This is a genomic window from Kitasatospora sp. NPDC004745 (assembly GCF_042873275.1).
In the GTDB taxonomy this organism is placed as follows: Bacteria; Actinomycetota; Actinomycetes; order Streptomycetales; family Streptomycetaceae; genus Kitasatospora.
The window spans coordinates 15,227-38,394 of record NZ_JBIALK010000008.1 but is presented as its reverse complement, the minus strand read 5'-3'; the positions used below and the strand labels follow the sequence as shown (position 1 = coordinate 38,394).

The window sequence follows — 23,168 nt, the reverse complement described above, 5'->3', positions numbered from 1 at the left end:
CGCCGGGCCGGGGAGATCGCCGGAACTGATAGAACGGAGGCCGCCACGAACCAAGGGGGATCGACGTGACGGAGTCGGCGGCCGAGTCGGGGTACCGGGACCGGGTGCGCGGGGCGCTGCTCGGCGGGGCCGTCGGTGACGCACTGGGCTGGCCGGTGGAGTTCCAGCAGCTCCACCAGATCCAGGAGCGGTACGGCCCGGACGGGGTGACCGGGCTGCCGGGCGGGCCCCACCCGGCCGAGGTCACCGACGACACCCAGATGACCCTCTTCACCGCCGAGGGGCTGATCCGCGGCTTCGTCCGCGGCTGGTCCGGCGGCGGCGGATCGGTGTCGCAGGCCGTCCACGGCGCCTACCGGCGCTGGCTGCTGACGCAGTACCAGGGGGCGCCGGACGCCGCACCGCAGCCCCACCCGTACGACGGCTGGCTGCTGCGGCAGCCCTTCCTGTACGCGCGGCGGGCACCGGGCAACGCCTGCCTGAGCGGGGTGTCCGAGCACCCGGTGTTCGAGGCGCCGTCGATGATCGGGCGGCCGGGTCCGATCAACCCGCACTCCAAGGGCTGCGGCACGGTGATGCGCTCGGCGCCGTTCGGGCTGGCCCGGCTGGGAGTCGAGCAAGCCTTCGGACTGGCCGTGCAGTGCGCCCAGCTCACCCACGGGCACCCGACCGGCTACCTCGCGGCGGGCGCCTTCGCGGCGCTCGTGGAGCGGCTGGCGACCGGGACGGAGCCGTGGGCCGCGGTCGGCGAGACCGTGGAGCAGATCCGGGAGCTGCCGGCCTCGAAGGAGACGGTGCAGGCGCTGGCCCGGGCCGTCCGGGTGGCCCAGGAGTCGCAGCCCTCGGCGGAGGCGGTGGAGCGGGTGGGGCTCGGCTGGATCGCCGAGGAGTGCCTGGGGATGGCCGTGTACGCGCTGCTCGCGGCCACCCTGGACGCCGACCCGGTGCGCACCGCGCTGCGGCTGTCGGTGAACCACTCCGGGGACAGCGACTCCGTGGGCGCGGTCTGCGGCAACCTGGTCGGCGCCGCGTACGGCGCGTCGGCGCTGCCCGCCGAGTGGACCGGGGCGATCGAGGGCCGGGCGGAACTGCTGCGGGTGGCCGACGACCTGCTGGTGCTGTTCGGCAGCCGGGACCCGGCCCACCCGGCGCTCGGCGGCCGCTACCCCGCCGGGTGAGCCCTGCCGGGAGGGCACTGGCGGGACGGCGCTGGCGGGAGTGCACTGCCCGGTGAGCCCCGCCGCGGCCGCGGATGAGCGCTACCCCGCCTGCGGGTCGGTGACCTGGCCGAGGAAGAGCGGCCGCCCGTCGGCGGTGTCCCGGACCAGGAACAGGAACGGCCGGTCGACGTGCAGCTCGACGGCCTCCGGCGCGGCCGGCGCGGCCATCACGCCCACCCCGGCGCCGCTGCCGGCGGCCGCGACCGTGCCGTCCTCGGTGACCTCGACGGTGGCCTTCTGCACCACCGTGCTCAGGCCGAGCTGTTCCTTGGCCAGCCCGCTGAAGTCCGGGGCGTCGAAGGCCGCCCGGACGCCGAGCGCGCGCAGCGCGGAGGTGAGGTCCGAGCTCGTGTCGAAGTGGAAGCGCGGCAGGGTCAGGTCGACGGACCGCTCCTCCAGCGCGCCGAGGATCCGGTCGAGCTGGGGCTGGTCCAGGCCCTTGGTGAAGGCCGTGAAGCCGCCCTGCGCCGGGACGATCAGATCCATCGCCAACCCGCCCTCCGCGTAGGGGAGTTCGACGGCCTGCCAGGGTTCGCCGACGATGCCTCCGGAGCCCTCGGCGTACCGCAGGGTGCCGGTTCGGGCCATCGTGGCGACCGCCGGCGCGGAGCCGTCGAGCTTGCGGAAGGGCCGGTCGGAGGTCTTCGCGGGGGTGAAGGCGGTGGCCCACTTCGCCTTCAGGTAGAGCGCGTCGGTGAGGACCAGCCGGGTGTCGGAGGTGATCTGCCGTTCGCCGAACAGGTCCTTGATCCGCCCTTCGGTGGCCTTCTCCACCGCCGTGTTGACGAGCCGGCGGCTGCCCGCCGGGTCCTTGGCGAAGTCGACGGGGTGCACTCCGGCGTCGAAGGCGGTGGCGAGGGTGTCCAGGTACGCCGGGTCGACGGTCAGGCCCTGCTGCGTCCACAGGTCGTCCGTCTGCCGCAGGGTGAGCTTGTCGGTGGCCGGGACCGGGCGGGCCAGCGCCCCGGTCACCAGCGCGTACTGGCGCGCGTCGAGCCCGCTGTGCAGGGCCTTGCCGAGTTCGTCGGCGGTCGCGCCGCGGGCGCCCGGGAGCAGCATGGCGAGCACGGTCGCCAGCCCCGACGGGGAGAGCACCAGGTTGCGCCCCGCGCCGTCCGGTGGCGCCGTGAGCGCGTGCAGGAGGTCCACCCCGAAGGCGCTGGTCCCGGCCGTCACCTCGGCCGACCGGGCCGGGTCCGCGGTCGGCCGGACGGACGACGCCGTGACCCGGACGGTGGGGGTGTCCGCCGCCGTGCTGCCGCACCCGGCCAGCGCCGGCCCGGCGGCCAGCACGGCGGCGAGGAGCAGCCCGGCCGGACGGCGGGAGCGGTGGTGCCCTGCGCTGCTGCGGTTCGTCATGGCCCTTCGACGCACCGCCCCGGCAGCCGGTTCCGCCCGCTCCGGGGGCCTCAGTCCCAGAGCGCCCCGAGGGCGAGCAGCTCGTCCCGGTGCTCGATCCGCCCCACCCAGTCGGCCGGCCAGACCGACCCGCCGTGGTGGGCGCCGGCGAAGGCGCCGGTGAGGCAGGCGAGGGAGTCGGAGTCCCCACTGGAGTAGGCGGCCCGCCGGACGGCGGCGACCGGGTCGTCCGGCAGCAGCAGGAAGCAGAGCAGCCCGGTCGCCAGGGCCTCCTCGGCGATCCAGCCCTCGCCGGTGGCCAGGCACGGGTCCGCCTCGACGTCGGGTGCGGCGAGCGCGGCGTCCAGCCGGTCGAGCACGCGGAGGCAGTCGTCCCAGCCGCGGGCGATCACGTCCTGCGGCGAGCCGCCGTGCCAGCGCTCGGCGAGGTCGCCGAGCCAGAAGCCGTCGTTCGCGATCATCTCGACCGTCCGGAACTCCGTCACCCGGCCGATCGCGTCCCCGATCGCCAGCCCCAGCAGCGCCCCCGTCGCCTTGCCCACGGCCCTCTCCCCGCTTCCCTACAGCTCGACCAGCAGTTCGCCGAGCCCCCGGATCACGTAGCCCGGGTTCCACTCGGGCTCGCGGCTCAGCCGCAGGCCCGGGGCCCGGCGCAGCAGCGTGCCGTAGGACTCGGTGAGCTCCAGTCTGGCGAGCGGGGCGCCGAGACAGAAGTGGATTCCGGCGCCGAAGGTGACGTGGGGGTTGTCGGCGCGGGCGAGGTCGAGGCGGTCGGGGTCGGTGAAGCGGGCCGGGTCGCGGTTGGCGGAGCCGAAGAGGAGGGCGATCTCGGAGCCGCGCGGGACGGTGACGCCGTGCAGCTCGACGTCCTCCAGGACCCATCGCTCGAACATCTGCAGCGGGGTGTCCCAGCGCATCAGCTCCTCGACGGCGGTGGGCAGCAGCTCGTCCACGGCTCCGCGCAGCCGGGCGAGTTCGCCGGGGTTGCGGAACAGCGCCCACCAGCCGTTGCCGGTGGTGTTGACGGTCGCCTCGTGGCCGGCGTTGAGCAGCAGCACGCAGGTGGAGACCATCTCCTGCTCGCTGAGCGCGTCCGAGCCCTCCTGGGCCTGGATGAGCGCGCTGATCAGGTCGGTGCCGGGGGCGGTGCGGCGCTCGCGGATGAGGGCGCGCAGGTAGTCGGAGAACTCGGTGCTCGCGGTGACGGCCCGGCGGGCCGCCTCCTCGGTCGGGTTGAGCTCGAACATGCCGGTGATGTCGGCGGACCAGGGCCGCAGCAGGTGCCGGTCGGCCTCCGGCACGCCGAGCATCTCGGCGATCACGGCGACCGGCAGCGGCTCGGCGACGGCGGAGATCAGGTCGCCGCCGCCGGCCGCGAGCAGGTCGTCGACGAGTTCTCCGGCGAGCCGCCGGACGGTCGGCCGCAGGCCCTCGACCATGCGCGGGGTGAAGGCCTTGGAGACCAGCCGGCGGATCCGGGTGTGGTCGGGGGCCTCCAGGTCGAGCAGCCCGTGGTCGTTGAGCGTGTGGAAGGGCTCGTGCGCCGGGTCGGGCTCGGGGCGGCCGAACTCCTGGTGGCTGAAGCGGTGCGTGTAGGTGCGGCCGAGCCTGCGGTCCCGCAGCAGCGCGCTGACGTCCGCGTGGCGGGAGACGAGCCACTGCCCGGTGGGTTCGAAGAACGTCACCGGTGCGTGCTCGCGCAGTTCGGCGTACGCGTCGTAGGGGTGGGCCACGAACGCCGCCGACCAGGGGTCGAACTTCGCCGTCGTCGTCATCGCTCGGTCGCTCCAGGCCGTGAGGGGAACCGGAAGGATCATCGTACGCACGCGGTCCGTCGCGTCCAGGGGTGATCCGGAGGGCGTCACCGGGGGCACCGCCGAGGACGCCGGGGCGTCAGGACGCCGGCATGCCAGCACGTCAGACGTCAGGTCGTCAGGCCCCCGGCGTCAGGACGTCACCGGGGGCGTTCCGCCAGCAGCTTCGCCACCAGCGCGGGGAGCGCCGTGGAGATCGGCTCCCGGACCACCTCGTCGGCGACCTCGTCGAACGGCGTCGGTTCGCCGTTCACCACCACCAGCCGGGCACCGGACTCCCGCGCGATCTGCGGCAGTGCCGCCACCGGGTAGACCTGCAGACTGGTGCCCACCGCGATGAACAGGTCGCAGGCCCTGGCGACGGCGTCGGCCTGCTGCAGCACCACCGGGTCCAGCGACTCCCCGAACATCACCGTCCGCGGCCGGAGCACTCCCCCGCACTCCCGGCAGGCCGGGTCCGGCTCCCCCGCCGCGACCCGCTCCAGCGCCTGCTCCATCGCGCCGACCGCCCGGCAGCCCACGCACTGCACCTCCCGCGCGGTGCCGTGCAGTTCGAGCACCTTGCGGGCCGGCAGTCCGGAGCGCTGGTGCAGCCCGTCCACGTTCTGGGTGAGCACCCGCAGCGGCAGGCCGGAACGCTCCAGCTCGACCAGCGCCCGGTGCCCGGCGTTCGGCTCGGCCCCGAGCGCGCCCGCCTCGGCTCGCATCACCCACGCCCGGCGGCGCACCTCCGGATCCCCCAGGTAGGGGCCGATGGTGACCATCCGTTGGGCCGACGGGTCGCGCTGCCAGAGCCCCTGCGGGCCGCGGTAGTCGGGGATGCCGGAGTCGGTCGAGATGCCCGCGCCGGTGAGGACGGCGATCAGGGGGCGCTTCGTGGTCATGCCCGGACGGTACGGCCGGGGCCGCCGGCACCGCCACCGAGTATCCGCACGCGGCGCCGGCTCCACCGCGGACCGGCCCGGGCACGGCCGGACGGGTGCCCGCTCCTCCCCTGCGGGAGCGGGCACCCGTCCGGACGGGCCCACCGCGGTCAGGCCAGGGCCGCGCGGCGCACCGTGCCGGGCCGGACCAGCGGGGCCAGGGCCGCCAGGTAGCAGACCGCCGCCACCGGGATCAGCGCCAGGTCGACCCCCGAGGCGGCGGTGCCCACCAACATCAGCACCGGGCTCCACCAGCGCAGCGCCCGGGCCGGGCCGGCCGCCGCGGCGACCAGCAGCGCCAGCAGGCCGACGTAGAACAGCAGCGGACCGACCTGGTAGACGAGCGGCAGCACCCCCGGCACGCCCTGCACCCGGTCGAACAGCCGCGACTGATCGGCCTTGTCGGCCGCCACCACACCCACGTACAGGTCGATCCCGATCTGCACCAGCGAGCACGCCAGGCCCGCGAACGCCGTCCCCAGCGCTGCCCCGGCCGCGGCCCGCCCGGCGGCGGAGCGCGGGGCGAGCAGCCCGCGCAGGGCCACCAGCACCGGGGCGAACAGCAGCAGGCCGGCGAACATCGCGGTGTGGCCGGCCGTCCAGCCGAGCCCGGGGGCCCGGGAGCCGGGGACCAGCCGGATGCCGCCGTACAGCGCCATCAGCGCCGGGGCGGCGACGGCTGCGTACGGGGTGAGGCGGTGCGTGCGAAGGCGGTTCATCCTGGGCTCCTGCGGTGATCCGTGGTCCGTTCCGACCCCACCGATGCTGTCCGCCGACCCCCTCGTCACGGATCGCCCGCACCGGTGAACCCGCCGCCTCCCCCGCACGGGGGAGCACCGGCCGCGGCCCGCCCGGCCGGCGCCTCAGGACTCCCCGGCCACCACCGCGCCGGCCTCGTACGCGAACACCACCGCGTGCACCCGGTCCCGCAGCCCCAGCTTGCCGAGCACGTTGCTGACGTGGGTCTTCACGGTGTGCTCGCTGACCACCAGCTCGGCCGCGATCTCCGCGTTGGACAGTCCGCGCGCCAGCAGCCGCAGGGTCTCCTGCTCGCGCAGGGTCAGCTGCTCCAGCAGCCGGGACGGCGGCCGCACAGCCCGCTCGGGCGCGCCCGGGCGGCGGGCGGCGAACTCGCCGATCAGCCGCCGCGTCACCGAGGGGGCGAGCAGCGCCTCGCCGGAGGCCACCATCCGCACCCCGTGGGCCAGGTCGTCCCGCCGGACGTCCTTGAGCAGGAAGCCGCTCGCGCCGGCGTACAGCGCGTCGAAGACGTAGTCGTCCGCGTCGAAGGTGGTCAGCATGATCACCTTGGTGGCCGGGAACTCGGCGCAGACCCGGCGGGCCGCCTCCAGGCCGTCCATCACCGGCATCCGGACGTCCAGCAGCAGGACGTCCGGGCCGTGGGTGCGGACCGCCTCGACGGCCTCGGCGCCGTCCCGGGCCTCGGCCACCACCTCGATGTCGGGCTGCGCGTCCAGGATCATCCCGAACCCGGCCCGCACCAGCTCCTGGTCGTCCGCGACGACCACCCTGATCGGCTTCATCCGCCCGCCTCCTCCACCACCACGCCCGCCGCCCCCAACGGCAGCCGGGCACTCACCAGGAAACCGCCGCCACCCGGCCCGGGCCCGGCCTCGGCCCGCCCGCCGCAGGCCGCCGCCCGTTCCCGGATGCCGACCAGGCCCCGGCCGCCGGACCAGCCCGCCACGGTGCCGGCGGCGGCCACCGGCAGCCCCCGGCCGTTGTCGGACACCACCAGCTCCATCACCTCGCCGGCCCGCCGCACCCGCACGGCCACCCGGTCCGCACCGGAGTGCTTGACCGTGTTGGTGAGCGCCTCCTGCACGATCCGGTACGCCGCGGCCTGGACGTCGGCGGGCACCGCGGCCAGCCCTTCGGCCAGTTCGAGCTCCACCGTCAGCCCGGCCCGGCGCACCCGCTCGGCCACCGCGGCGAGCTCGGCCAGCCGGGGCTGCGGGGCCAGCTCCGGGCCGGCCCCCTGCTCCTTCAGCACCCCGAGCACGCGCCGCAGCTGGACCATCGCGTCCCGGCCCGCGTCGGCGATGGTGTCGAAGGCGCGGATCGCCCGCTCCGGATCCCCGTGCACCACCAGCGGCCCCGCCTCGGCCTGGATCACCATCAGCGAGACGGCGTGCGCCAGGATGTCGTGCATCTCGCGGGCGATCCTGGCACGCTCCTCCGCCACCGCGCGCCCGGCCTCGCTGGCCACCCGCTCCCCCGCCTCCCGGGCCCGCTCGGCCTCCAGCCGGGCCAGCCGCCGCTGGGCCCGCACCAGCGAGCCGAAGACGAACGAGCCGACCGAGGTGAGCAGGCTGAACAGCATGCCGTTCGGCGAGTGGGTGCCGACCACGTTGCCGACCACCACCGCCGCCAGCACCGCCCAGCGGGCCCGCTCCGAGCAGCGCTCGGCGACGGTGTAGAGGCCGATCACGCCGGCCAGCGGCACCTGCGGGTTCGCCGAGTGCGCCACCACGGACAGCGTCACGAAGGCCACGCTGCTCGCCGCGAGCGCCCCGAGCGGCGCCCGGCGCCGCCAGGGCAGTGGCAGCGCGGTCGACACGGCCACCAGGTAGACCCACCCCGGCCAGGCCGTGTCGTCGTTGTAGACCGCCCAGACCGAGATCGCGGCCGAGGCCGCCGCCAGCGCGGAGTCCAGCACGTACGGACTCAGCCCCGCGGACCACTTCCGCCAGCGCGCCGCTCCCACCACCCTCGGCCCTCCCCCGTAGCCGGGGGCGCCGCCCCCGCGGAGAAGATCATGCCCTACCGGCAGCACCTCCGGAACGGCCCGGAAGGGCCGGGCCGCGGCGGACCGCACCGGCCGGGCCCGCGCCGGCTCAGGCACCGTCGACCGTCACACCGCCGGCCCCGGTCCGCGCGGTGATGCTGTGCGCGGCCCCCGGCCGGGACGGGATACCGACCTCCACCCCGCCGGCGCCCGCCCGGGCGTCCACCGCGTACTCCGCCCCGTTCGGCACCCGGACCCGCACCCCACCGGTCGAGGCCGTCGCCTCCACCGTGTCCGGCGCGGCCGCGAAGTCGGCCCGCACGCCGCCCGTCCCGGTGCTCAGCCGGACGTTCTTCGAGGTCAGCCCGGTGGCCTCGACCCCGCCGGTGCGCACCTGCGCCTGCACCTCGCCGGCCAGCCCGACCAGCCGCACCCCGCCGGTCTCCTGCTCGATCCGCACCTTCGTCCCGGCCGGCACCCGCACCGTGTACCCGACGCCGCAGCCGCTGCAGTCGTAGGTCAGCCGCAGCACGCCGTCCCTGACCTCGTGGGTGGTGGCGGGCGCGTCGCCCCGGTAGTTCTGCTCCTCGACCACCTGCACCGCGTCGCCACCGCCGGTCACCACGATCCCCCCGGTGTGCGCGTCGACCACCAGCTCCCGCACCGGCTCGGAGACCCGGTAGCGCACCGTCCGGTGCTCCTGGTCGTCCCCCGGCAGGCAGGCCGACATCCCCGCCAGCACCGCCCCCGTGATCGCCACCGCGCCCAGCATCCGCTTCATCTCCGGCCCCCTTCGAAAGCCCCGTCGTCCCGGCTCCGGAAGCCTCCCGCGGCGGCCCGCTCCGCCACCTCCCCCGGCGGAGCGGTTCCCGCGCCTCCCCCGCACGGGGGAGCGCCCCCGTCCCTCCCCCGGGAACGCCGAAGGGCCCGGAGGCGTGATGCCTCCGGGCCCTTCGAACGAGTAGCGGGGACAGGATTTGAACCTGCGACCTCTGGGTTATGAGCCCAGCGAGCTACCGAGCTGCTCCACCCCGCGTCGGTGAACACGACCTTACGCCACTGCGGCCGAATCACCTAACCGGTTGTTCCCGGGCCCCCTCACCGGCCCCGCCCCGGCCCCGCCCCGGCCTCGCGCCGGCCCCTCACGACCCTGCGGAGGCGCCCCGCGGAGCCGGGGAACGCCGCAGGGCGGCCACCCCCTGAGGGGTGACCGCCCTGCGGTCGGTGACACCTGGACCGGCCTCCCGCCCGTCACCGGGCGGAGAGGGGGACTCAGCCGGTGTACGGGCCGTAGTCGTAGTCGTCCAGCGGGACAGCCTGGCCGGAGCCGGCGCCGAAGGGCGACAGGTCGTAGTCGTCGTAGCCGACGGCCGAGTACATGGCGGCCTTGGCCTCCTCGGTCGGCTCGACCCGGATGTTGCGGTAGCGGGGCAGACCCGTACCGGCCGGGATGAGCTTACCGAGGATGACGTTCTCCTTGAGGCCCAGCAGCGGGTCCGACTTGGCGTGGATCGCCGCGTCGGTGAGGACCCGGGTCGTCTCCTGGAAGGAGGCGGCCGACAGCCAGGACTCGGTGGCCAGCGAGGCCTTGGTGATACCCATCAGCTGCGGACGGCCGGAGGCGGGGTGACCGCCCTCGGAGACCACGCGACGGTTCTCCTGCTCGAAGCGGCCGCGCTCGACGAGCTCGCCCGGGAGCAGCTCGGCGTCGCCCGACTCGATGATCGTCACGCGGCGGAGCATCTGCCGGATGATGATCTCGATGTGCTTGTCGTGGATCGACACACCCTGCGAGTTGTAGACCTTCTGGACCTCGGCGACCAGGTGGATCTGGACGGCGCGCTGGCCCATGATGCGCAGGACGTCGTGCGGGTTGGTGGCACCCATGGTCAGCTTCTGGCCGACCTCGACCGCCTCGCCCTCGCTGACCAGCAGCTTGACGCGCTTCGAGACCGGGTAGGCGATCTCGTCGGTGCCGTCGTCCGGCGTGACGACCAGCTTGCGGGTCTTCTCGGTGTCCTCGATGCGGACCCGGCCCTGCGCCTCCGAGATCGGGGCCACACCCTTGGGGGTACGGGCCTCGAAGAGCTCGACGACACGCGGCAGACCCTGGGTGATGTCGTCACCGGCCACACCACCGGTGTGGAAGGTACGCATCGTCAGCTGGGTGCCGGGCTCACCGATGGACTGGGCGGCGATGATGCCGACCGCCTCACCGATGTCGACCAGCTTGCCGGTGGCCAGCGAGCGCCCGTAGCACATGGCACAGGTGCCGACGGCCGACTCGCAGGTCAGGATCGAGCGGGTCTTGACCTCGGCGATGTTGTGCCGGATCAGCTCGTCGATCAGCACGTCACCGAGGTCGGTGTTGGCGGTGGCCAGCAGCTTGCCGTCGATGGTGATGTCTTCGGCGAGCATGCGGGCGTACACGCTGGTCTCGACGTCGTCGGCCTTGCGCAGCACGCCGTCCGCACCCACGGAGCCGATCGCCAGCTTCAGGCCGCGCTCGGTGCCGCAGTCCTCCTCGCGGATGATGACGTCCTGGGAGACGTCGACCAGACGACGGGTGAGGTAACCGGAGTCGGCGGTACGGAGGGCGGTGTCGGCCAGACCCTTACGGGCACCGTGGGTGGAGATGAAGTACTCCAGCACGGACAGACCCTCACGGAACGACGCCTTGATGGGTCGCGCGATGGTCTCGTTCTTGGCGTTCGACACCAGACCACGCATACCGGCGATCTGGCGCATCTGCATCATGTTTCCACGGGCGCCCGAGTCGACCATCATGAAGATGGGGTTCGTCTTCGGGAAGTTCGCGGCCATGGCGTCCGCGACCTCGTTGGTCGCCTGGGTCCAGATGCCGACGAGCTCCTGCTTGCGCTCGTTGTCGGTGATCAGACCGCGCTCGTACTGCTTCTGGACCTTCTCGGCCTTGGCCTCGTAGCCCTCCAGGATGGCGGGCTTGCTCGGCGGGACGATGACGTCCGAGATGGAGACGGTGACACCCGAACGGGTCGACCAGTGGAAGCCGGCCGCCTTCAGGTTGTCCAGGGTCGCCGCGACGACGACCTTGGGGTAGCGCTCCGCCAGGTCGTTGACGATCGCGGAGAGCTGCTTCTTGCCCACCTCGTAGTCGACGAACGGGTAGTCCTCGGGCAGCAGCTCGTTGAAGAGCGCGCGGCCCAGGGTGGTGGTCAGGCGGAACGGCTCGCCGTCGAACCAGGTGGACTGGCCCTCCTCGTCCACCGGCGGGGTCCAGCCGCGCGGCGGGACGGTGCCGGCCTGCAGGCGCAGCTCGATCGGGGCCTGGACGTCCAGGTCGCGGGCGTCGAAGGCCATGATCGCCTCGGCGGTCGACGAGAAGGTGCGGCCGGCGCCCTTCACGTTGTCGCGGTCCGAGGTGAGGAAGAACAGACCGAGCACCATGTCCTGGGTCGGCATGGTGACGGGGCGACCGTCGGCCGGCTTCAGGATGTTGTTCGAGGACAGCATCAGGATGCGGGCCTCGGCCTGCGCCTCCGCGGAGAGCGGCAGGTGGACGGCCATCTGGTCACCGTCGAAGTCCGCGTTGAACGCGGTGCAGACGAGCGGGTGGATCTGGATGGCCTTGCCCTCGACCAGCTGCGGCTCGAAGGCCTGGATGCCGAGGCGGTGCAGGGTGGGCGCACGGTTCAGCAGGACCGGGTGCTCGGCGATGACCTCTTCGAGGACGTCCCACACGACCGGACGGGCGCGCTCGACCATGCGCTTCGCCGACTTGATGTTCTGCGCGTGGTTCAGGTCGACCAGGCGCTTCATCACGAACGGCTTGAAGAGCTCCAGCGCCATGGCCTTGGGCAGACCGCACTGGTGCAGCTTGAGCTGCGGGCCGACGACGATGACCGAACGGGCCGAGTAGTCGACTCGCTTGCCGAGCAGGTTCTGGCGGAAACGACCCTGCTTGCCCTTCAGCATGTCGCTGAGGGACTTCAGCGGGCGGTTGCCCGGGCCGGTGACCGGACGGCCGCGGCGGCCGTTGTCGAACAGCGCGTCGACGGCCTCCTGGAGCATGCGCTTCTCGTTGTTCACGATGATCTCGGGCGCGCCGAGGTCGAGAAGCCGCTTCAGGCGGTTGTTGCGGTTGATGACGCGGCGGTACAGGTCGTTCAGGTCGGAGGTCGCGAAGCGGCCACCGTCCAGCTGCACCATCGGACGCAGGTCCGGCGGGATGACCGGGACGCAGTCCAGCACCATGCCGTTGGGCTTGTTGGTGGTCTGCAGGAACGCCGAGACGACCTTGAGGCGCTTGAGCGCACGGGTCTTCTTCTGGCCCTTGCCGGTGCGGATGATCTCGCGCAGGCGCTCGGACTCCTCGGCCAGGTCGAAGGTCTCGAGGCGGTCCTTGAGGGCCGCCGCGCCCATCGAGCCGGAGAAGTAGGTGCCGAAGCGGTCGCGCAGCTCGCGGTAGAGCAGCTCGTCGCCCTCGAGGTCCTGGACCTTGAGGTTCTTGAAGCGGGCCCACACCTCGTCGAGGCGGTCCAGCTCGCGCTGCGCGCGGTCGCGCAGCTGCTTCATCTCGCGCTCGGCGCCCTCGCGCACCTTGCGGCGCACGTCGGCCTTGGCGCCCTCGGCCTCCAGCTCGGCGAGGTCGGTCTCGGCCTTCTTGGCGCGGGCCTCGAGGTCGGAGTCGCGGCGGTTCTCGATCTGCTGGCGCTCGACCGAGACGTGCGCCTCCAGGGACGGCAGGTCGCGCTGGCGGCGCTCGTCGTCGACCCAGGTGATCATGTAGGCGGCGAAGTAGATGACCTTCTCGAGGTCCTTCGGCGCCAGGTCCAGCAGGTAGCCCAGGCGGGACGGGACACCCTTGAAGTACCAGATGTGGGTGACCGGGGCGGCCAGCTCGATGTGGCCCATCCGCTCGCGGCGCACCTTGGCGCGGGTCACCTCGACGCCGCAGCGCTCGCAGATGATGCCCTTGAAGCGGACGCGCTTGTACTTACCGCAGTAGCACTCCCAGTCCCGGGTGGGGCCGAAGATCTTCTCGCAGAAGAGTCCGTCCTTTTCGGGCTTCAGGGTGCGGTAGTTGATGGTCTCCGGCTTCTTGACCTCGCCGTGCGACCACTGGCGGATGTCGTCGGCGGTGGCCAGGCCGATGCGGAGCTCGTCGAAGAAGTTGACGTCAAGCACTGGTCGTCAAGCCCTCTTTCGTAAGTCGAGAGTCGTTCATGTGGTCTGAGGGGGGCCTGGGGGTGGGCCGGCTGCGCGGGCAGCCGGCCCCACCTCCGTCAGACCTCTTCGACGCTGCTCGGCTCGCGCCGGGACAGGTCGATGCCGAGCTCCTCGGCGGCGCGGAACACGTCCTCGTCGGAGTCCCGCATCTCGATGGACTGGCCGTCCGAGGACAGCACCTCCACGTTGAGGCAGAGCGACTGCATTTCCTTGATGAGGACCTTGAAGGACTCGGGAATGCCGGGCTCGGGGATGTTCTCGCCCTTGACGATGGCCTCGTAGACCTTCACGCGGCCGAGCACGTCGTCGGACTTGATGGTGAGCAGCTCCTGCAGCGCGTAGGCCGCGCCGTACGCCTCGAGGGCCCACACCTCCATCTCACCGAAGCGCTGACCACCGAACTGCGCCTTACCACCGAGCGGCTGCTGGGTGATCATCGAGTACGGGCCGGTCGAGCGGGCGTGCAGCTTGTCGTCGACCAGGTGGTGCAGCTTGAGGATGTACATGTAGCCGACCGAGACCGGCATCGGGAACGGCTCGCCGGAGCGGCCGTCGAACAGGCGGGCCTTGCCGGTGGAGTTCACCAGGCGCTCACCGTCACGGGTGAGGGTGGTGTTGTCCAGCAGACCGGTGATCTCGTCCTCGCGGGCGCCGTCGAAGACCGGGGTGGCGAGGTTGGTGCCGCCCTGGACGGTGTCGGCGCCGATCGCCTGCAGGCGCTGGGCCCACTCGTCGGCGAGGCCGGAGACGTCCCAACCCTGCTTGGCGAGCCACCCGAGGTGGATCTCCAGGACCTGTCCCGGGTTCATTCGGGACGGGACACCCAGCGGGTTGAGGATGATGTCGACCGGGGTGCCGTCCTCGAGGAACGGCATGTCCTCGACCGGGAGGATCTTGGAGATGACACCCTTGTTGCCGTGGCGGCCGGCGAGCTTGTCACCGTTGGTGATCTTGCGCTTCTGGGCCACGTAGACGCGGACCAGCTGGTTCACGCCGGGGGGCAGCTCGTCGCCCTCCTCGCGGTCGAAGACGCGGACGCCGATGACCTTGCCGGACTCACCGTGCGGCACCTTCAGCGAGGTGTCGCGGACCTCACGGGCCTTCTCACCGAAGATCGCGCGGAGCAGGCGCTCCTCCGGGGTCAGCTCGGTCTCACCCTTCGGGGTGACCTTGCCGACCAGGATGTCGCCGGTGACGACGTCGGCGCCGATGCGGATGATGCCGCGCTCGTCGAGGTCGGCGAGGACCTCCTCGGAGACGTTCGGGATGTCCCGGGTGATCTCCTCGGGGCCGAGCTTGGTGTCACGGGCGTCGACCTCGTGCTCCTCGATGTGGATCGAGGAGAGGACGTCGTCCTGCACGAGGCGCTGCGACAGGATGATCGCGTCCTCGTAGTTGTGACCCTCCCACGACATGAACGCCACGAGCAGGTTCTTGCCGAGGGCCATCTCGCCCTCGTCGGTGCACGGGCCGTCGGCCAGGACCTGGCCGGACTCGACCCGGGCGCCCTCGTCCACGAGCACCTTCTGGTTGAAGGCGGTGCCCTGGTTCGAGCGGGTGAACTTGGCGGCGCGGTACGTGGTGTACGTGCCGTCGTCGTTGGCCACGGTGACGTAGTCGGCCGAGACCTCCTGGACGACACCGGCCTTCTCGGCGGTGATGACGTCCGCGGCGTCGACGGCGCAGCGGTACTCCATGCCGGTGCCGACCAGCGGAGCCTCGCTCTTCAGCAGCGGCACCGCCTGGCGCATCATGTTCGAGCCCATGAGCGCGCGGTTGGCGTCGTCGTGCTCGAGGAACGGGATCATGGCGGTCGCGACCGACACCATCTGGCGCGGCGAGACGTCCATGTAGTCGATCTCGGTGCCGGGGATGTAGTCGATCTCGCCGCCACGGCGGCGGACCAGGACGCGCGGCTCGGCGAAGTGCAGGTCCGCGGTCAGCGGCGCGTTCGCCTGGGCGATGACGTAGCGGTCCTCCTCGTCGGCGGTGAGGTAGTCCACCTTCTCGGTGACGACACCGTCGACGACCTTGCGGTACGGGGTCTCGATGAAGCCGAAGGCGTTGACCCGGCCGTACGAGGCCAGCGACCCGATCAGACCGATGTTCGGGCCTTCCGGGGTCTCGATCGGACACATGCGGCCGTAGTGCGAGGGGTGCACGTCACGGACCTCGAAGCCGGCGCGCTCACGGGAGAGACCACCGGGACCGAGGGCGGACAGACGGCGCTTGTGGGTCAGGCCCGACAGCGGGTTCGTCTGGTCCATGAACTGCGACAGCTGGCTGGTGCCGAAGAACTCCTTGATGGAGGCGACGACCGGCCGGATGTTGATCAGGGTCTGCGGCGTGATCGCCTCGACGTCCTGGGTGGTCATGCGCTCGCGCACGACGCGCTCCATGCGGGCGAGACCCGTACGGACCTGGTTCTGGATGAGCTCGCCGACGTTGCGCAGGCGGCGGTTGCCGAAGTGGTCGATGTCGTCGACCTCGACCACGATGTCGCGGCCGGTCTCGTCGTTCCACTCGGTCTCACCGGCGTGCAGCTTCACCAGGTACTTGATCGCACCGATGATGTCGGGCTCGGTGAGCACGCCGGAGTCCAGCGACTCGGCGTTGCCCAGCTTCCGGTTCACCTTGTAGCGGCCGACCTTCGCGAGGTCGTAGCGCTTCGGGTTGAAGTACAGGTTCTCCAGAAGCGTCTGCGCGGCCTCGCGCGTCGGCGGCTCGCCGGGGCGCAGCTTGCGGTAGATGTCCAGCAGCGCGTCGTCCTGGCCCTGGGTGTGGTCCTTCTCCAGGGTGTTGCGCATGGACTCGTACTCGCCGAACTCCTCGAGAATCATCTCGTTGGTCCAGCCGAGCGCCTTGAGCAGCACGGTGACGGACTGCTTGCGCTTGCGGTCGATGCGGACGCCGACCATGTCGCGCTTGTCGATCTCCATCTCCAGCCAGGCACCACGCGAGGGGATGACCTTGCAGGAGTAGATGTCCTTGTCGGACACCTTGTCCAGGGTGGAGTCGAAGTACACACCCGGGGAGCGGACCAGCTGCGACACGACGACACGCTCGGTGCCGTTGATCACGAACGTGCCCTTGTGGGTCATGAGCGGGAAGTCGCCCATGAAGACCGTCTGAGACTTGATCTCACCGGTCTCGTTGTTGGTGAACTCGGCCGTGACGAAGAGCGGGGCCGCGAACGTGAAGTCGCGGTCCTTGCACTCGTCAATGGAGTTCTTCGGCGGCTCGAAACGGTGGTCGCGGAAGGTCAGCGACATCGACCCACTGAAGTCCTCGATCGGGGAGATCTCCTCGAAGATCTCCTCCAGACCGGACTTGGTGGGGACGTCCAGACCGTTCTCCAGCGCCTCCTCGACCCGGGACTTCCAGGCCGCGTTGCCGAGCAGCCAGTCAAAGCTCTCGGTCTGCAGGGCGAGGAGGTTGGGGACCTCGAGGGGCTCCTTGATCTTCGCGAACGAGACGCGGAGCGGGGCGGTGGATGCGGCGGAATTGTTCGAGGCGTTGCGCGGCGCGGCCAAGAGGGGGGTCCTTCCGAGGGCTCGGAGCTCACTACGCGCGTACCAGCCGGGCCTGCTTGGGCTTGGTCCCGCCTCCCTCGCCACTGGCCTCCGCCGGGGATCGAAACCCCAGGTCAGAGCCGCTTTGCGGAGGCGATGCCAGACCCCTTCAGGGCAACGCAAACTCCGGGCGACGAGTCACGGAGCAGCTAACAGGCAGCGCAAAGGGACAGTGTAGCCAAAAGGCACACTGCTGTCCAGCTCTGATTCGGAAACCGAATCGGAGACTCCTCCCGGTAGCCGGCGGCCGCGAACGACCACCGGGTACTGCACCGGCCCGGGCACTGCCCGGGCCCCATAACTCACGTGGAGTCATTTCCCGCCGGAGCCACTGGTTATGCATCCAGCGGCGAACCAACCGGGCGGACTCGCGCCTTGAGAATCGCGCGCCGCGCCGGGTTCGTCAAGGGCCCGCCGGCGGGGCGGGCCTCGACCCCTTCATCGGTCGGACGCCCCCCGGCGTTACAGAAGCCGTGGTGGGGGCCACCGCCGATGACGGTGATCACCATACCCCCCGGCACCGACGGTGCCGAGTGGACTCTCGGCCGGACCGGTGGCCCGGCGCCGCGGGGCCCGGTGGGGCCGGGAACGCGAAAAGGCCGGGCCGACCACCCGCAAGGGTGATCGGCCCGGCCTCGGGCGCCCTCAGCCCGCAAGGGGCTCAGGGGGTACCCACCAGCCGACTACGGCTGGCGAGGAGTCACTTGACGGTGACCTTGGCGCCGGCACCCTCGAGGGCGGCCTTGGCCTTCTCGGCAACGTCCTTGGCAACCTTCTCCAGGACCTTGGCACCAGCGGTGTCAACGAGGTCCTTGGCCTCCTTCAGGCCGAGGGAGGTCAGGGTGCGCACCTCCTTGATGACCTGGATCTTCTTGTCGCCAGCGCCCTCGAGGATGACGTCGAACTCGTCCTGCTCCTCGACGGCCTCGGCCGGGGCACCGGCGGCGGCAACGCCGGCCACGGCGACCGGGGCAGCGGCGGTGACGTCGAACTTGTCCTCGAAGGCCTTCACGAAGGCGGCGAGCTCGATGAGGGTGAGCTCCTCGAACTGCGCGAGCAGCTCGTCCTGGGTCAGCTTCGCCATGATGGCGTCCTTCCACTAAATCGGCAGGTGGTGCCGTATGTACGGGTTGGGCGGGCACGGGCCCGCAGCGAGGCGTGAGCCTGCCGAACTACTCGGCGGCCTCGTCCTCGGCGGCGGGAGCCGGCGTACCGGCACCGCCCTGCTCGACCTTGTCGCGCAGCGCGTCCACAGTGCGGACGAGCTTCGACGGCAGGGCCTGGAAGAGCGCGGCAGCCTGGGACTGCTTGGCCTTCAGGGCACCCGCCAGCTTGGCGAGCAGCACCTCGCGGGACTCGAGGTCCGCGAGCTTCTTGATCTCATCGGCGGACAGCGCCTTACCGTCAAGGACACCGCCCTTGATGATGAGAGCGGGGTTCTCCTTGGCGAAGTCACGCAGAGCCTTCGCCGACTCCACCGGGTCACCGGTGACGAAGGCGACAGCCGTCGGACCGTTGAACAGGTCGTCGAGCTCGGAGATCCCGGCCTCATTGGCCGCGATCTTGGTCAGCGTGTTCTTCACCACGGCGTACTCGGCGTTCTCGCCGAGCGAGCGACGCAGGGTCTTGACCTGCTTCACCGAGAGACCGCGGTACTCGGTCAGCAGCGCCGCGGAGGAGCCACGGAACTTGTCCGTGATCTCGGCGACGGCAGCAGCCTTGTCGGGCCTTGCCATAGGCTTACGCCTCCTTCCGTGATGTCGAAGTCCGGCCGACCGCGAAAGTCGACCATTCACACCTCGAACCGGCCGGACGGAAGGAAAGCTCCTGCGGAAAAGCAGATGAGCCCCGGTGCGCAGGCGCACGGGGCTCGTGACGACCTCGACGGGCGATCGCGCGAACGCGGACCCGGAAGTCGAAGCTCCAGACACACCTGCGCGGGCTGCCTGCGCACGAGGCGCAGATCCTTCGGCCACCCGCTCCCCTGGGGGCGCATGGTGACAACCAGCGGTCTTTGGCTTCGGCAACATTAACCGGACGCGCCCGTCCGGGGCAAATCGCCCCCGACCGACCGGCCCGGGGCGGTGCCCGCAGGGCCCTCCGGGCTCAGCGGGCCAGCGGGGAGACCGTCCGGGTCCCGGTGTCCACGGTGTCCGTCTCGGCCGGGGCCTGCACCGAGAGCAGCGGGCCGGCGAAGTCGGAGTAGACCACCGAGTCGTCCGCCCGGCCGCTGTCCCCGCTGCCGGTGCGCTGGAGCTTGACCAGCTGGTCCTTGTCGTTGAGCCAGAGGTCCAGGGTGAGCGAGAGCGAGCCGCCGGGGGCCAGCGCGGCCCGCAGGCCGTCGCGGCGGGCCTGGGTCAGCTGGGTCTGGGCGGCCGCGTAGCGCTCGGCGGTGGTGACGACCCGGTAGTGCTCGACCGTCGAGTCCTCGTACTTCTCCTCCGCGACGAACTGGGCGTCCGCGCCGTCGGCGGTGGCGGCGGCCAGCGCCTCGACCGGGTTCAGCAGGTCGATCAGGCCCGCGTAGGGGACCTCCTTGTGGCCGTCCTGGTCCGCCGGGACGGCGAACCGCTCCCAGTGCCGGCCGCCCTGGCGGGCCGCGGTGGCGGCGTCGCCGCCCTGGTACGCGACGGTGTCCACGACGATCAGCTGCTCGGCCCCCGAGGGGGTGGAGCGCTTGATCTGGAGCGCCGTCTTGGGCTGCCAGAAGAGCGGCCCGGCCCCGGCGTCCGCACCCAGCCGGTAGCTGACCTTGGCCCGGCGGGCGGTCTGCACGGCCAGCTGCGCGGAGAGCAGCACCCCGTGCGGCGACCGGTCGGTGGGCTTGGCCGGCCCGGTCGGCGACGCGGAGGCGGTCGGACTCGGGCTGCCGGAGGGCGTGGGCGGTGCGTCCTCACCGCCGCCGCATCCGGTCAGCCCGGTCGCCAACAGGACGACGGCGGCGAGTGCCGCCAGCCGCTGTCGTCCCGCCATCGTCCGATCCCTCCTCGCCCGGGCGCCGTGTCGGCGGCCTTCGTCTCCGGCCACCTTGCCACCCGGGCCGGGGTCAGCTGGTGGCGCCCCCCTTGCCGAGCTTGGCGAGTTCGGCCTGGTCCACCGTGTCGGACGGGTCCGGCGCGGTCGTGGTGACCGGGGTGCCGTAGTCCGAGTAGGTGACGGTGGCCTTGAACGGGCCGGCCTTGGTGTCGGCCTGCTCGGTGCGCTTGACCACCAGCTGGTCGGCGTCGACCCAGACGTCGACCTGCTCGCTGGTGATGCCGGCGGTGTCCAGGTTCTGCTTGATCTGGTCCGCCTGCTCCTGGGTCAGCCCCTTGCCGGTGGCGGCGGCGATGTCGGTGGCGCTGAGCTCGCCGGTGTAGTGGGTGGCGGCCTTGCCGTTCACCGACTCCTGGCCGACCTCGGTCACCTTGCCGGAGGCGATCAGCGTGCGGACGCCCTGGACCGGGTCGGCGCTCTTGAGCTGGTCGCTCGCGCCGCCGGTGGTCTTGGCCTGGTCGGCCATGCTGTACCGCAGCCAGTGCCGGCCGCCGAGGGCGTCGACCACGTTGCCGCCGAGGCGCAGGTACATCGCGTCCTTGGTGAAGCGGTACGGCGCGGACTGGCTGCCGGTCAGCGGCGTGATGGCCTTGCCCAGCGGTGAGCCGGACATGTCCATCGTGATGTCGCCCCGGAGGCCGTCGGCCCAGGAGACCGCGCCCTTGCCCTTCATGGTGACCTCGCCGAACACGATCGACTCGTCGATCTTGGCCGACTTGGCGGCGCTGGTCTTCTGGGTCACCTGCTCCAGGAAGACCACCGGGGTGACCTTCGCGGGCGGTGCGCTCGGGGTGCTCGGCGCGGCGGCCGACGGCGTCGCCGCGGCGGCGGCGGTGGTCGGCTGCGCGGCCGCGGTGGTCGGCGCGGGCGCGGCGGTCTTGTCGTCGTTGTTGTTGCAGGCGGTCGCGGTCAGCGCCAGAGCGGCGAGGACGACGGCGACTGCGGCCTTGCGGGTTCCAGGCATGGTTCCCCCCTTGAGGATCCCAACGATCCAGAGAAGAGCAGATTTTCAGCTTCTTCTCATCCGGGACTCTAACGGATCGCCAGAGCCCCCATGCACCGGTTTGTCCCCCTCCCCTAGGTACCCGCGGGAGGGGTCGCGTCCCCCGCCGCGAGAGCTGAGACATCCGTCGTGGTCACCGTGGTTCCCGCGCTGCCGCGGACCGTCTCACGGAGCTTCAGCAACTGCTCGCCGGGGCCGACCCAGACGTCGTAGCCGATCGCCTGGACACCCCGCCGGTGGTACCAGTCGACCACCGCGGCCAGCCGGCCGGGGGCCAGCTCCCCGTCCGCGGCGAAGTACTCGGCCACCGTCGCGGAGCCCCGGTAGTGCGCGACGGTGACCCCGGCCAGCTGCTCGCCGCCGAGCGAGCCGAGCTTGCCGGTCTGCGCCATCGTGTAGGCGCGGCTGCCCGGGTTGGTGATCAACCCGGTCATCCAGCCGCCCGCGTAGCCGCCCGGCGCCGCGTCCGCCGCCCGCGGGTCCAGCGACTCCGCGGTGTCCCGGTCGGCGTGCCGGGGCGGGGCGCCCTGGTAGGCGAGGTCGAGCGCACCGTCGCGGACGGTCAGCTGCCCGGCGCCCCGCTCGTCGGTGACGGTCAGCGCGGCCTCGTCCCTGGCGCCCCAGGAGAGCGTGCCGGTGGCGGTGCGCCGGCCGTCGGGGCCCTCCTCGACCACGTCGATCCGGGCGCCGCCGACGTCGTCCAGCGCCTGGGCCGCGGTGAGCACCACCTGCCGGGGCGGCACGGGCGCGGCCGCGCCGCCGGGGGTCCGGGTGTCCTGGACGGCGAGCAGGCTGCAGCCCGTGGTGGCGCCGAGCAGCAGGAGGGCCGCCGCCAGGAGGGCGGGGCGGGGGGTGGGCGGCACGGCACGCTCCGACGGTCACACGTTCTGCACATGAGCTGACCGGCAGAGCGTACGACGACTCGGTCACACGTTCCCATCCGGTGAGGTCACCATCCGGAAACGACGGCGGGCCCGCACCCCCGTGAAGGGGTGCGGGCCCGCCGTGACGGACTGCTTCAGAGCCGGGAGGCTCAGACCGCGGCCGGGTCCTCCTCGACGAGGAGGTTGCGGGTGCGGTTCGGGTCGACCGGGACACCCGGGCCGATGGTGGTGCTGACCGCGGTCTTCTTGATGTAGCGGCCCTTGGCGGCGGACGGCTTGGCGCGGAGCACCTCGTCCAGCGCGGCGGCGTAGTTCTCGACCAGCTGCTCGTCGGTGAAGGAGACCTTACCGATGATGAAGTGCAGGTTCGAGTGCTTGTCGACGCGGAACTCGATCTTGCCGCCCTTGATGTCGTTGACAGCCTTGGCGACGTCCGGGGTCACGGTGCCGGTCTTCGGGTTCGGCATCAGACCACGGGGACCGAGCACGCGGCCCAGGCGGCCGACCTTGCCCATGAGGTCCGGGGTGGCGACGACGGCGTCGAAGTCGAGGCGGCCCTTGGCGACCTCGTCGATGAGCTCGTCGGAGCCGACGATGTCGGCGCCGGCAGCACGCGCGGCCTCGGCACGGTCGCCGGTCGCGAAGACCAGGACCCGGGCGGTCTTACCGGTGCCGTGCGGGAGGATCACGGTGCTGCGGACCATCTGGTCGGCCTTGCGCGGGTCGACGCCCAGACGCATGGCGACCTCGACGGTGCCGTCGAACTTGGTGGTGCTGGTCGCCTTGGCGAGGCGGATGGCCTCGAGGGGGGCGTAAAGGCGCTCGCGGTCCACCTGGGCGTCCGCGGCCTTCAGAGCCTTGCTGCGCTTCACTGCTGCTCCTGAATGGTGATGGGAGTCGTGGTGTCACGGGCCTGCGCAGGCCCTACCACAGGGACGAGAAGGGCTGATCAGCCCTCGACGGTGATGCCCATCGACCGGGCGGTGCCGGCGATGATCTTCTCCGCCGCGTCCAGGTCGTTGGCGTTCAGGTCGGGCATCTTGGTCGTGGCGATCTCGCGGACCTGGGCGCTGGTGAGCTTCGCGACCTTGGTCTTGTGCGGCTCGGCCGAGCCCTTGTCGATACCGGCGGCCTTCAGGATGAGGCGCGCGGCCGGCGGCGTCTTCGTGATGAAGGTGAAGGAACGGTCGTCGTAGACCGTGATCTCCACCGGCACGATCATGCCGCGCTGCGACTCGGTCGCAGCGTTGTAGGCCTTGCAGAACTCCATGATGTTGACGCCGTGCTGGCCCAGCGCGGGGCCGACCGGCGGCGCCGGGTTGGCCGCACCGGCGTTGATCTGGAGCTTGATAAGCCCCGTGACCTTCTTCTTCTTGGGAGGCATGTCTCTCCGGGTCCTT

At 71.8% G+C, this 23,168-nt stretch carries 17 protein-coding genes, 1 tRNA gene and 1 pseudogene; 1 reads left to right on the top strand and 18 read right to left on the bottom strand.

Annotation, left to right across the window (positions count from 1 at the left end; genetic code table 11):
* Positions 1-65: 65 nt before the first annotated feature.
* Positions 66-1,178, top strand: a complete 1,113-nt coding sequence (locus ACFYUY_RS16200; protein WP_387901105.1) for an ADP-ribosylglycohydrolase family protein — start codon at positions 66-68, stop codon at positions 1,176-1,178.
* A gap of 81 nt (positions 1,179-1,259) precedes the next feature.
* Here the strand turns inward: ACFYUY_RS16200 and ACFYUY_RS16195 are convergent, their stop codons facing one another.
* From ACFYUY_RS16195 to rplK, 18 genes and pseudogenes are all read right to left on the bottom strand, one after another.
* On the bottom strand, positions 1,260-2,579 hold the full coding sequence (locus ACFYUY_RS16195; RefSeq protein WP_387901102.1) for a serpin family protein: 1,320 nt from the start codon (positions 2,577-2,579) through the stop codon (positions 1,260-1,262).
* 50 nt (positions 2,580-2,629) lie between these two features.
* Positions 2,630-3,022 (bottom strand): annotated as a pseudogene (locus tag ACFYUY_RS16190) (ADP-ribosylglycohydrolase family protein); the annotation flags it as partial.
* A gap of 117 nt (positions 3,023-3,139) precedes the next feature.
* Positions 3,140-4,354, bottom strand: a complete 1,215-nt coding sequence (locus ACFYUY_RS16185; protein WP_360209154.1) for a cytochrome P450 — start codon at positions 4,352-4,354, stop codon at positions 3,140-3,142.
* Between the two features lie 179 nt (positions 4,355-4,533).
* Positions 4,534-5,277, bottom strand: a complete 744-nt coding sequence (locus ACFYUY_RS16180; RefSeq protein ID WP_360209157.1) for a Sir2 family NAD-dependent protein deacetylase — start codon at positions 5,275-5,277, stop codon at positions 4,534-4,536.
* Positions 5,278-5,426: 149 nt separating this feature from the next.
* Positions 5,427-6,035: a hypothetical protein gene (locus ACFYUY_RS16175; protein ID WP_360209159.1), complete on the bottom strand. Its 609-nt coding sequence runs from the start codon at positions 6,033-6,035 to the stop codon at positions 5,427-5,429.
* 144 nt (positions 6,036-6,179) lie between these two features.
* The gene (locus ACFYUY_RS16170) at positions 6,180-6,860 is read right to left on the bottom strand and encodes a response regulator transcription factor (protein ID WP_360209162.1); all 681 of its coding nucleotides are present in this window, start codon (positions 6,858-6,860) and stop codon (positions 6,180-6,182) included.
* Positions 6,857-8,047 (bottom strand): sensor histidine kinase, encoded by a 1,191-nt coding sequence (locus ACFYUY_RS16165; protein ID WP_387901097.1) that lies wholly within the window; start codon positions 8,045-8,047, stop codon positions 6,857-6,859. Before ACFYUY_RS16165 ends, ACFYUY_RS16170 begins: the two co-directional genes overlap by 4 nt.
* Positions 8,048-8,174: 127 nt before the next feature.
* Positions 8,175-8,846, bottom strand: a complete 672-nt coding sequence (locus ACFYUY_RS16160; protein WP_360209167.1) for a hypothetical protein — start codon at positions 8,844-8,846, stop codon at positions 8,175-8,177.
* Positions 8,847-9,027: 181 nt separating this feature from the next.
* Positions 9,028-9,101: transfer RNA gene (locus ACFYUY_RS16155), tRNA-Met, on the bottom strand.
* A gap of 236 nt (positions 9,102-9,337) precedes the next feature.
* Positions 9,338-13,231 carry a DNA-directed RNA polymerase subunit beta' gene (locus ACFYUY_RS16150; RefSeq protein ID WP_360209170.1) on the bottom strand — a complete coding sequence of 1,298 codons (3,894 nt, stop codon included), beginning with the start codon at positions 13,229-13,231 and terminating at the stop codon, positions 9,338-9,340.
* A 98-nt stretch (positions 13,232-13,329) separates the two neighbouring features.
* On the bottom strand, positions 13,330-16,806 hold the full coding sequence (gene rpoB / locus ACFYUY_RS16145) for a DNA-directed RNA polymerase subunit beta (RefSeq protein WP_360209173.1): 3,477 nt from the start codon (positions 16,804-16,806) through the stop codon (positions 13,330-13,332).
* Between the two features lie 739 nt (positions 16,807-17,545).
* Entirely contained in the window at positions 17,546-17,929 is a 384-nt protein-coding gene (gene rplL / locus ACFYUY_RS16140; RefSeq protein WP_360209176.1) for a 50S ribosomal protein L7/L12, read from the bottom strand.
* An 88-nt stretch (positions 17,930-18,017) separates the two neighbouring features.
* Entirely contained in the window at positions 18,018-18,581 is a 564-nt protein-coding gene (rplJ, locus tag ACFYUY_RS16135) for a 50S ribosomal protein L10 (RefSeq protein WP_188308276.1), read from the bottom strand.
* A 370-nt stretch (positions 18,582-18,951) separates the two neighbouring features.
* Positions 18,952-19,818, bottom strand: coding sequence for a hypothetical protein (locus ACFYUY_RS16130; RefSeq protein ID WP_387901091.1), 867 nt, complete (start codon positions 19,816-19,818; stop codon positions 18,952-18,954).
* A 73-nt stretch (positions 19,819-19,891) separates the two neighbouring features.
* Positions 19,892-20,845, bottom strand: a complete 954-nt coding sequence (locus ACFYUY_RS16125; RefSeq protein WP_387901088.1) for a hypothetical protein — start codon at positions 20,843-20,845, stop codon at positions 19,892-19,894.
* A 113-nt stretch (positions 20,846-20,958) separates the two neighbouring features.
* Positions 20,959-21,747: a hypothetical protein gene (locus tag ACFYUY_RS16120; protein ID WP_387901085.1), complete on the bottom strand. Its 789-nt coding sequence runs from the start codon at positions 21,745-21,747 to the stop codon at positions 20,959-20,961.
* Positions 21,748-21,917: 170 nt separating this feature from the next.
* Positions 21,918-22,640, bottom strand: a complete 723-nt coding sequence (gene rplA / locus ACFYUY_RS16115) for a 50S ribosomal protein L1 (protein WP_360209186.1) — start codon at positions 22,638-22,640, stop codon at positions 21,918-21,920.
* A 77-nt stretch (positions 22,641-22,717) separates the two neighbouring features.
* On the bottom strand, positions 22,718-23,152 hold the full coding sequence (gene rplK / locus ACFYUY_RS16110; protein WP_360209188.1) for a 50S ribosomal protein L11: 435 nt from the start codon (positions 23,150-23,152) through the stop codon (positions 22,718-22,720).
* Positions 23,153-23,168: the final 16 nt, after the last annotated feature.

What these genes read in the sequence shown, in the direction of transcription:
- ACFYUY_RS16195 (WP_387901102.1), bottom strand. Translation starts at nt 2,579, where the DNA reads ATGACGAACCGCAGCAGCGCAGGGCACCACCGCTCCCGCCGTCCGGCC.
- ACFYUY_RS16185 (WP_360209154.1), bottom strand. Translation starts at nt 4,354, where the DNA reads ATGACGACGACGGCGAAGTTCGACCCCTGGTCGGCGGCGTTCGTGGCC.
- ACFYUY_RS16180 (WP_360209157.1), bottom strand. Translation starts at nt 5,277, where the DNA reads ATGACCACGAAGCGCCCCCTGATCGCCGTCCTCACCGGCGCGGGCATC.
- ACFYUY_RS16175 (WP_360209159.1), bottom strand. Translation starts at nt 6,035, where the DNA reads ATGAACCGCCTTCGCACGCACCGCCTCACCCCGTACGCAGCCGTCGCC.
- ACFYUY_RS16170 (WP_360209162.1), bottom strand. Translation starts at nt 6,860, where the DNA reads ATGAAGCCGATCAGGGTGGTCGTCGCGGACGACCAGGAGCTGGTGCGG.
- ACFYUY_RS16160 (WP_360209167.1), bottom strand. Translation starts at nt 8,846, where the DNA reads ATGAAGCGGATGCTGGGCGCGGTGGCGATCACGGGGGCGGTGCTGGCG.
- rplL (WP_360209176.1), bottom strand. Translation starts at nt 17,929, where the DNA reads ATGGCGAAGCTGACCCAGGACGAGCTGCTCGCGCAGTTCGAGGAGCTC.
- rplJ (WP_188308276.1), bottom strand. Translation starts at nt 18,581, where the DNA reads ATGGCAAGGCCCGACAAGGCTGCTGCCGTCGCCGAGATCACGGACAAG.
- ACFYUY_RS16130 (WP_387901091.1), bottom strand. Translation starts at nt 19,818, where the DNA reads ATGGCGGGACGACAGCGGCTGGCGGCACTCGCCGCCGTCGTCCTGTTG.
- ACFYUY_RS16125 (WP_387901088.1), bottom strand. Translation starts at nt 20,845, where the DNA reads ATGCCTGGAACCCGCAAGGCCGCAGTCGCCGTCGTCCTCGCCGCTCTG.
- rplK (WP_360209188.1), bottom strand. Translation starts at nt 23,152, where the DNA reads ATGCCTCCCAAGAAGAAGAAGGTCACGGGGCTTATCAAGCTCCAGATC.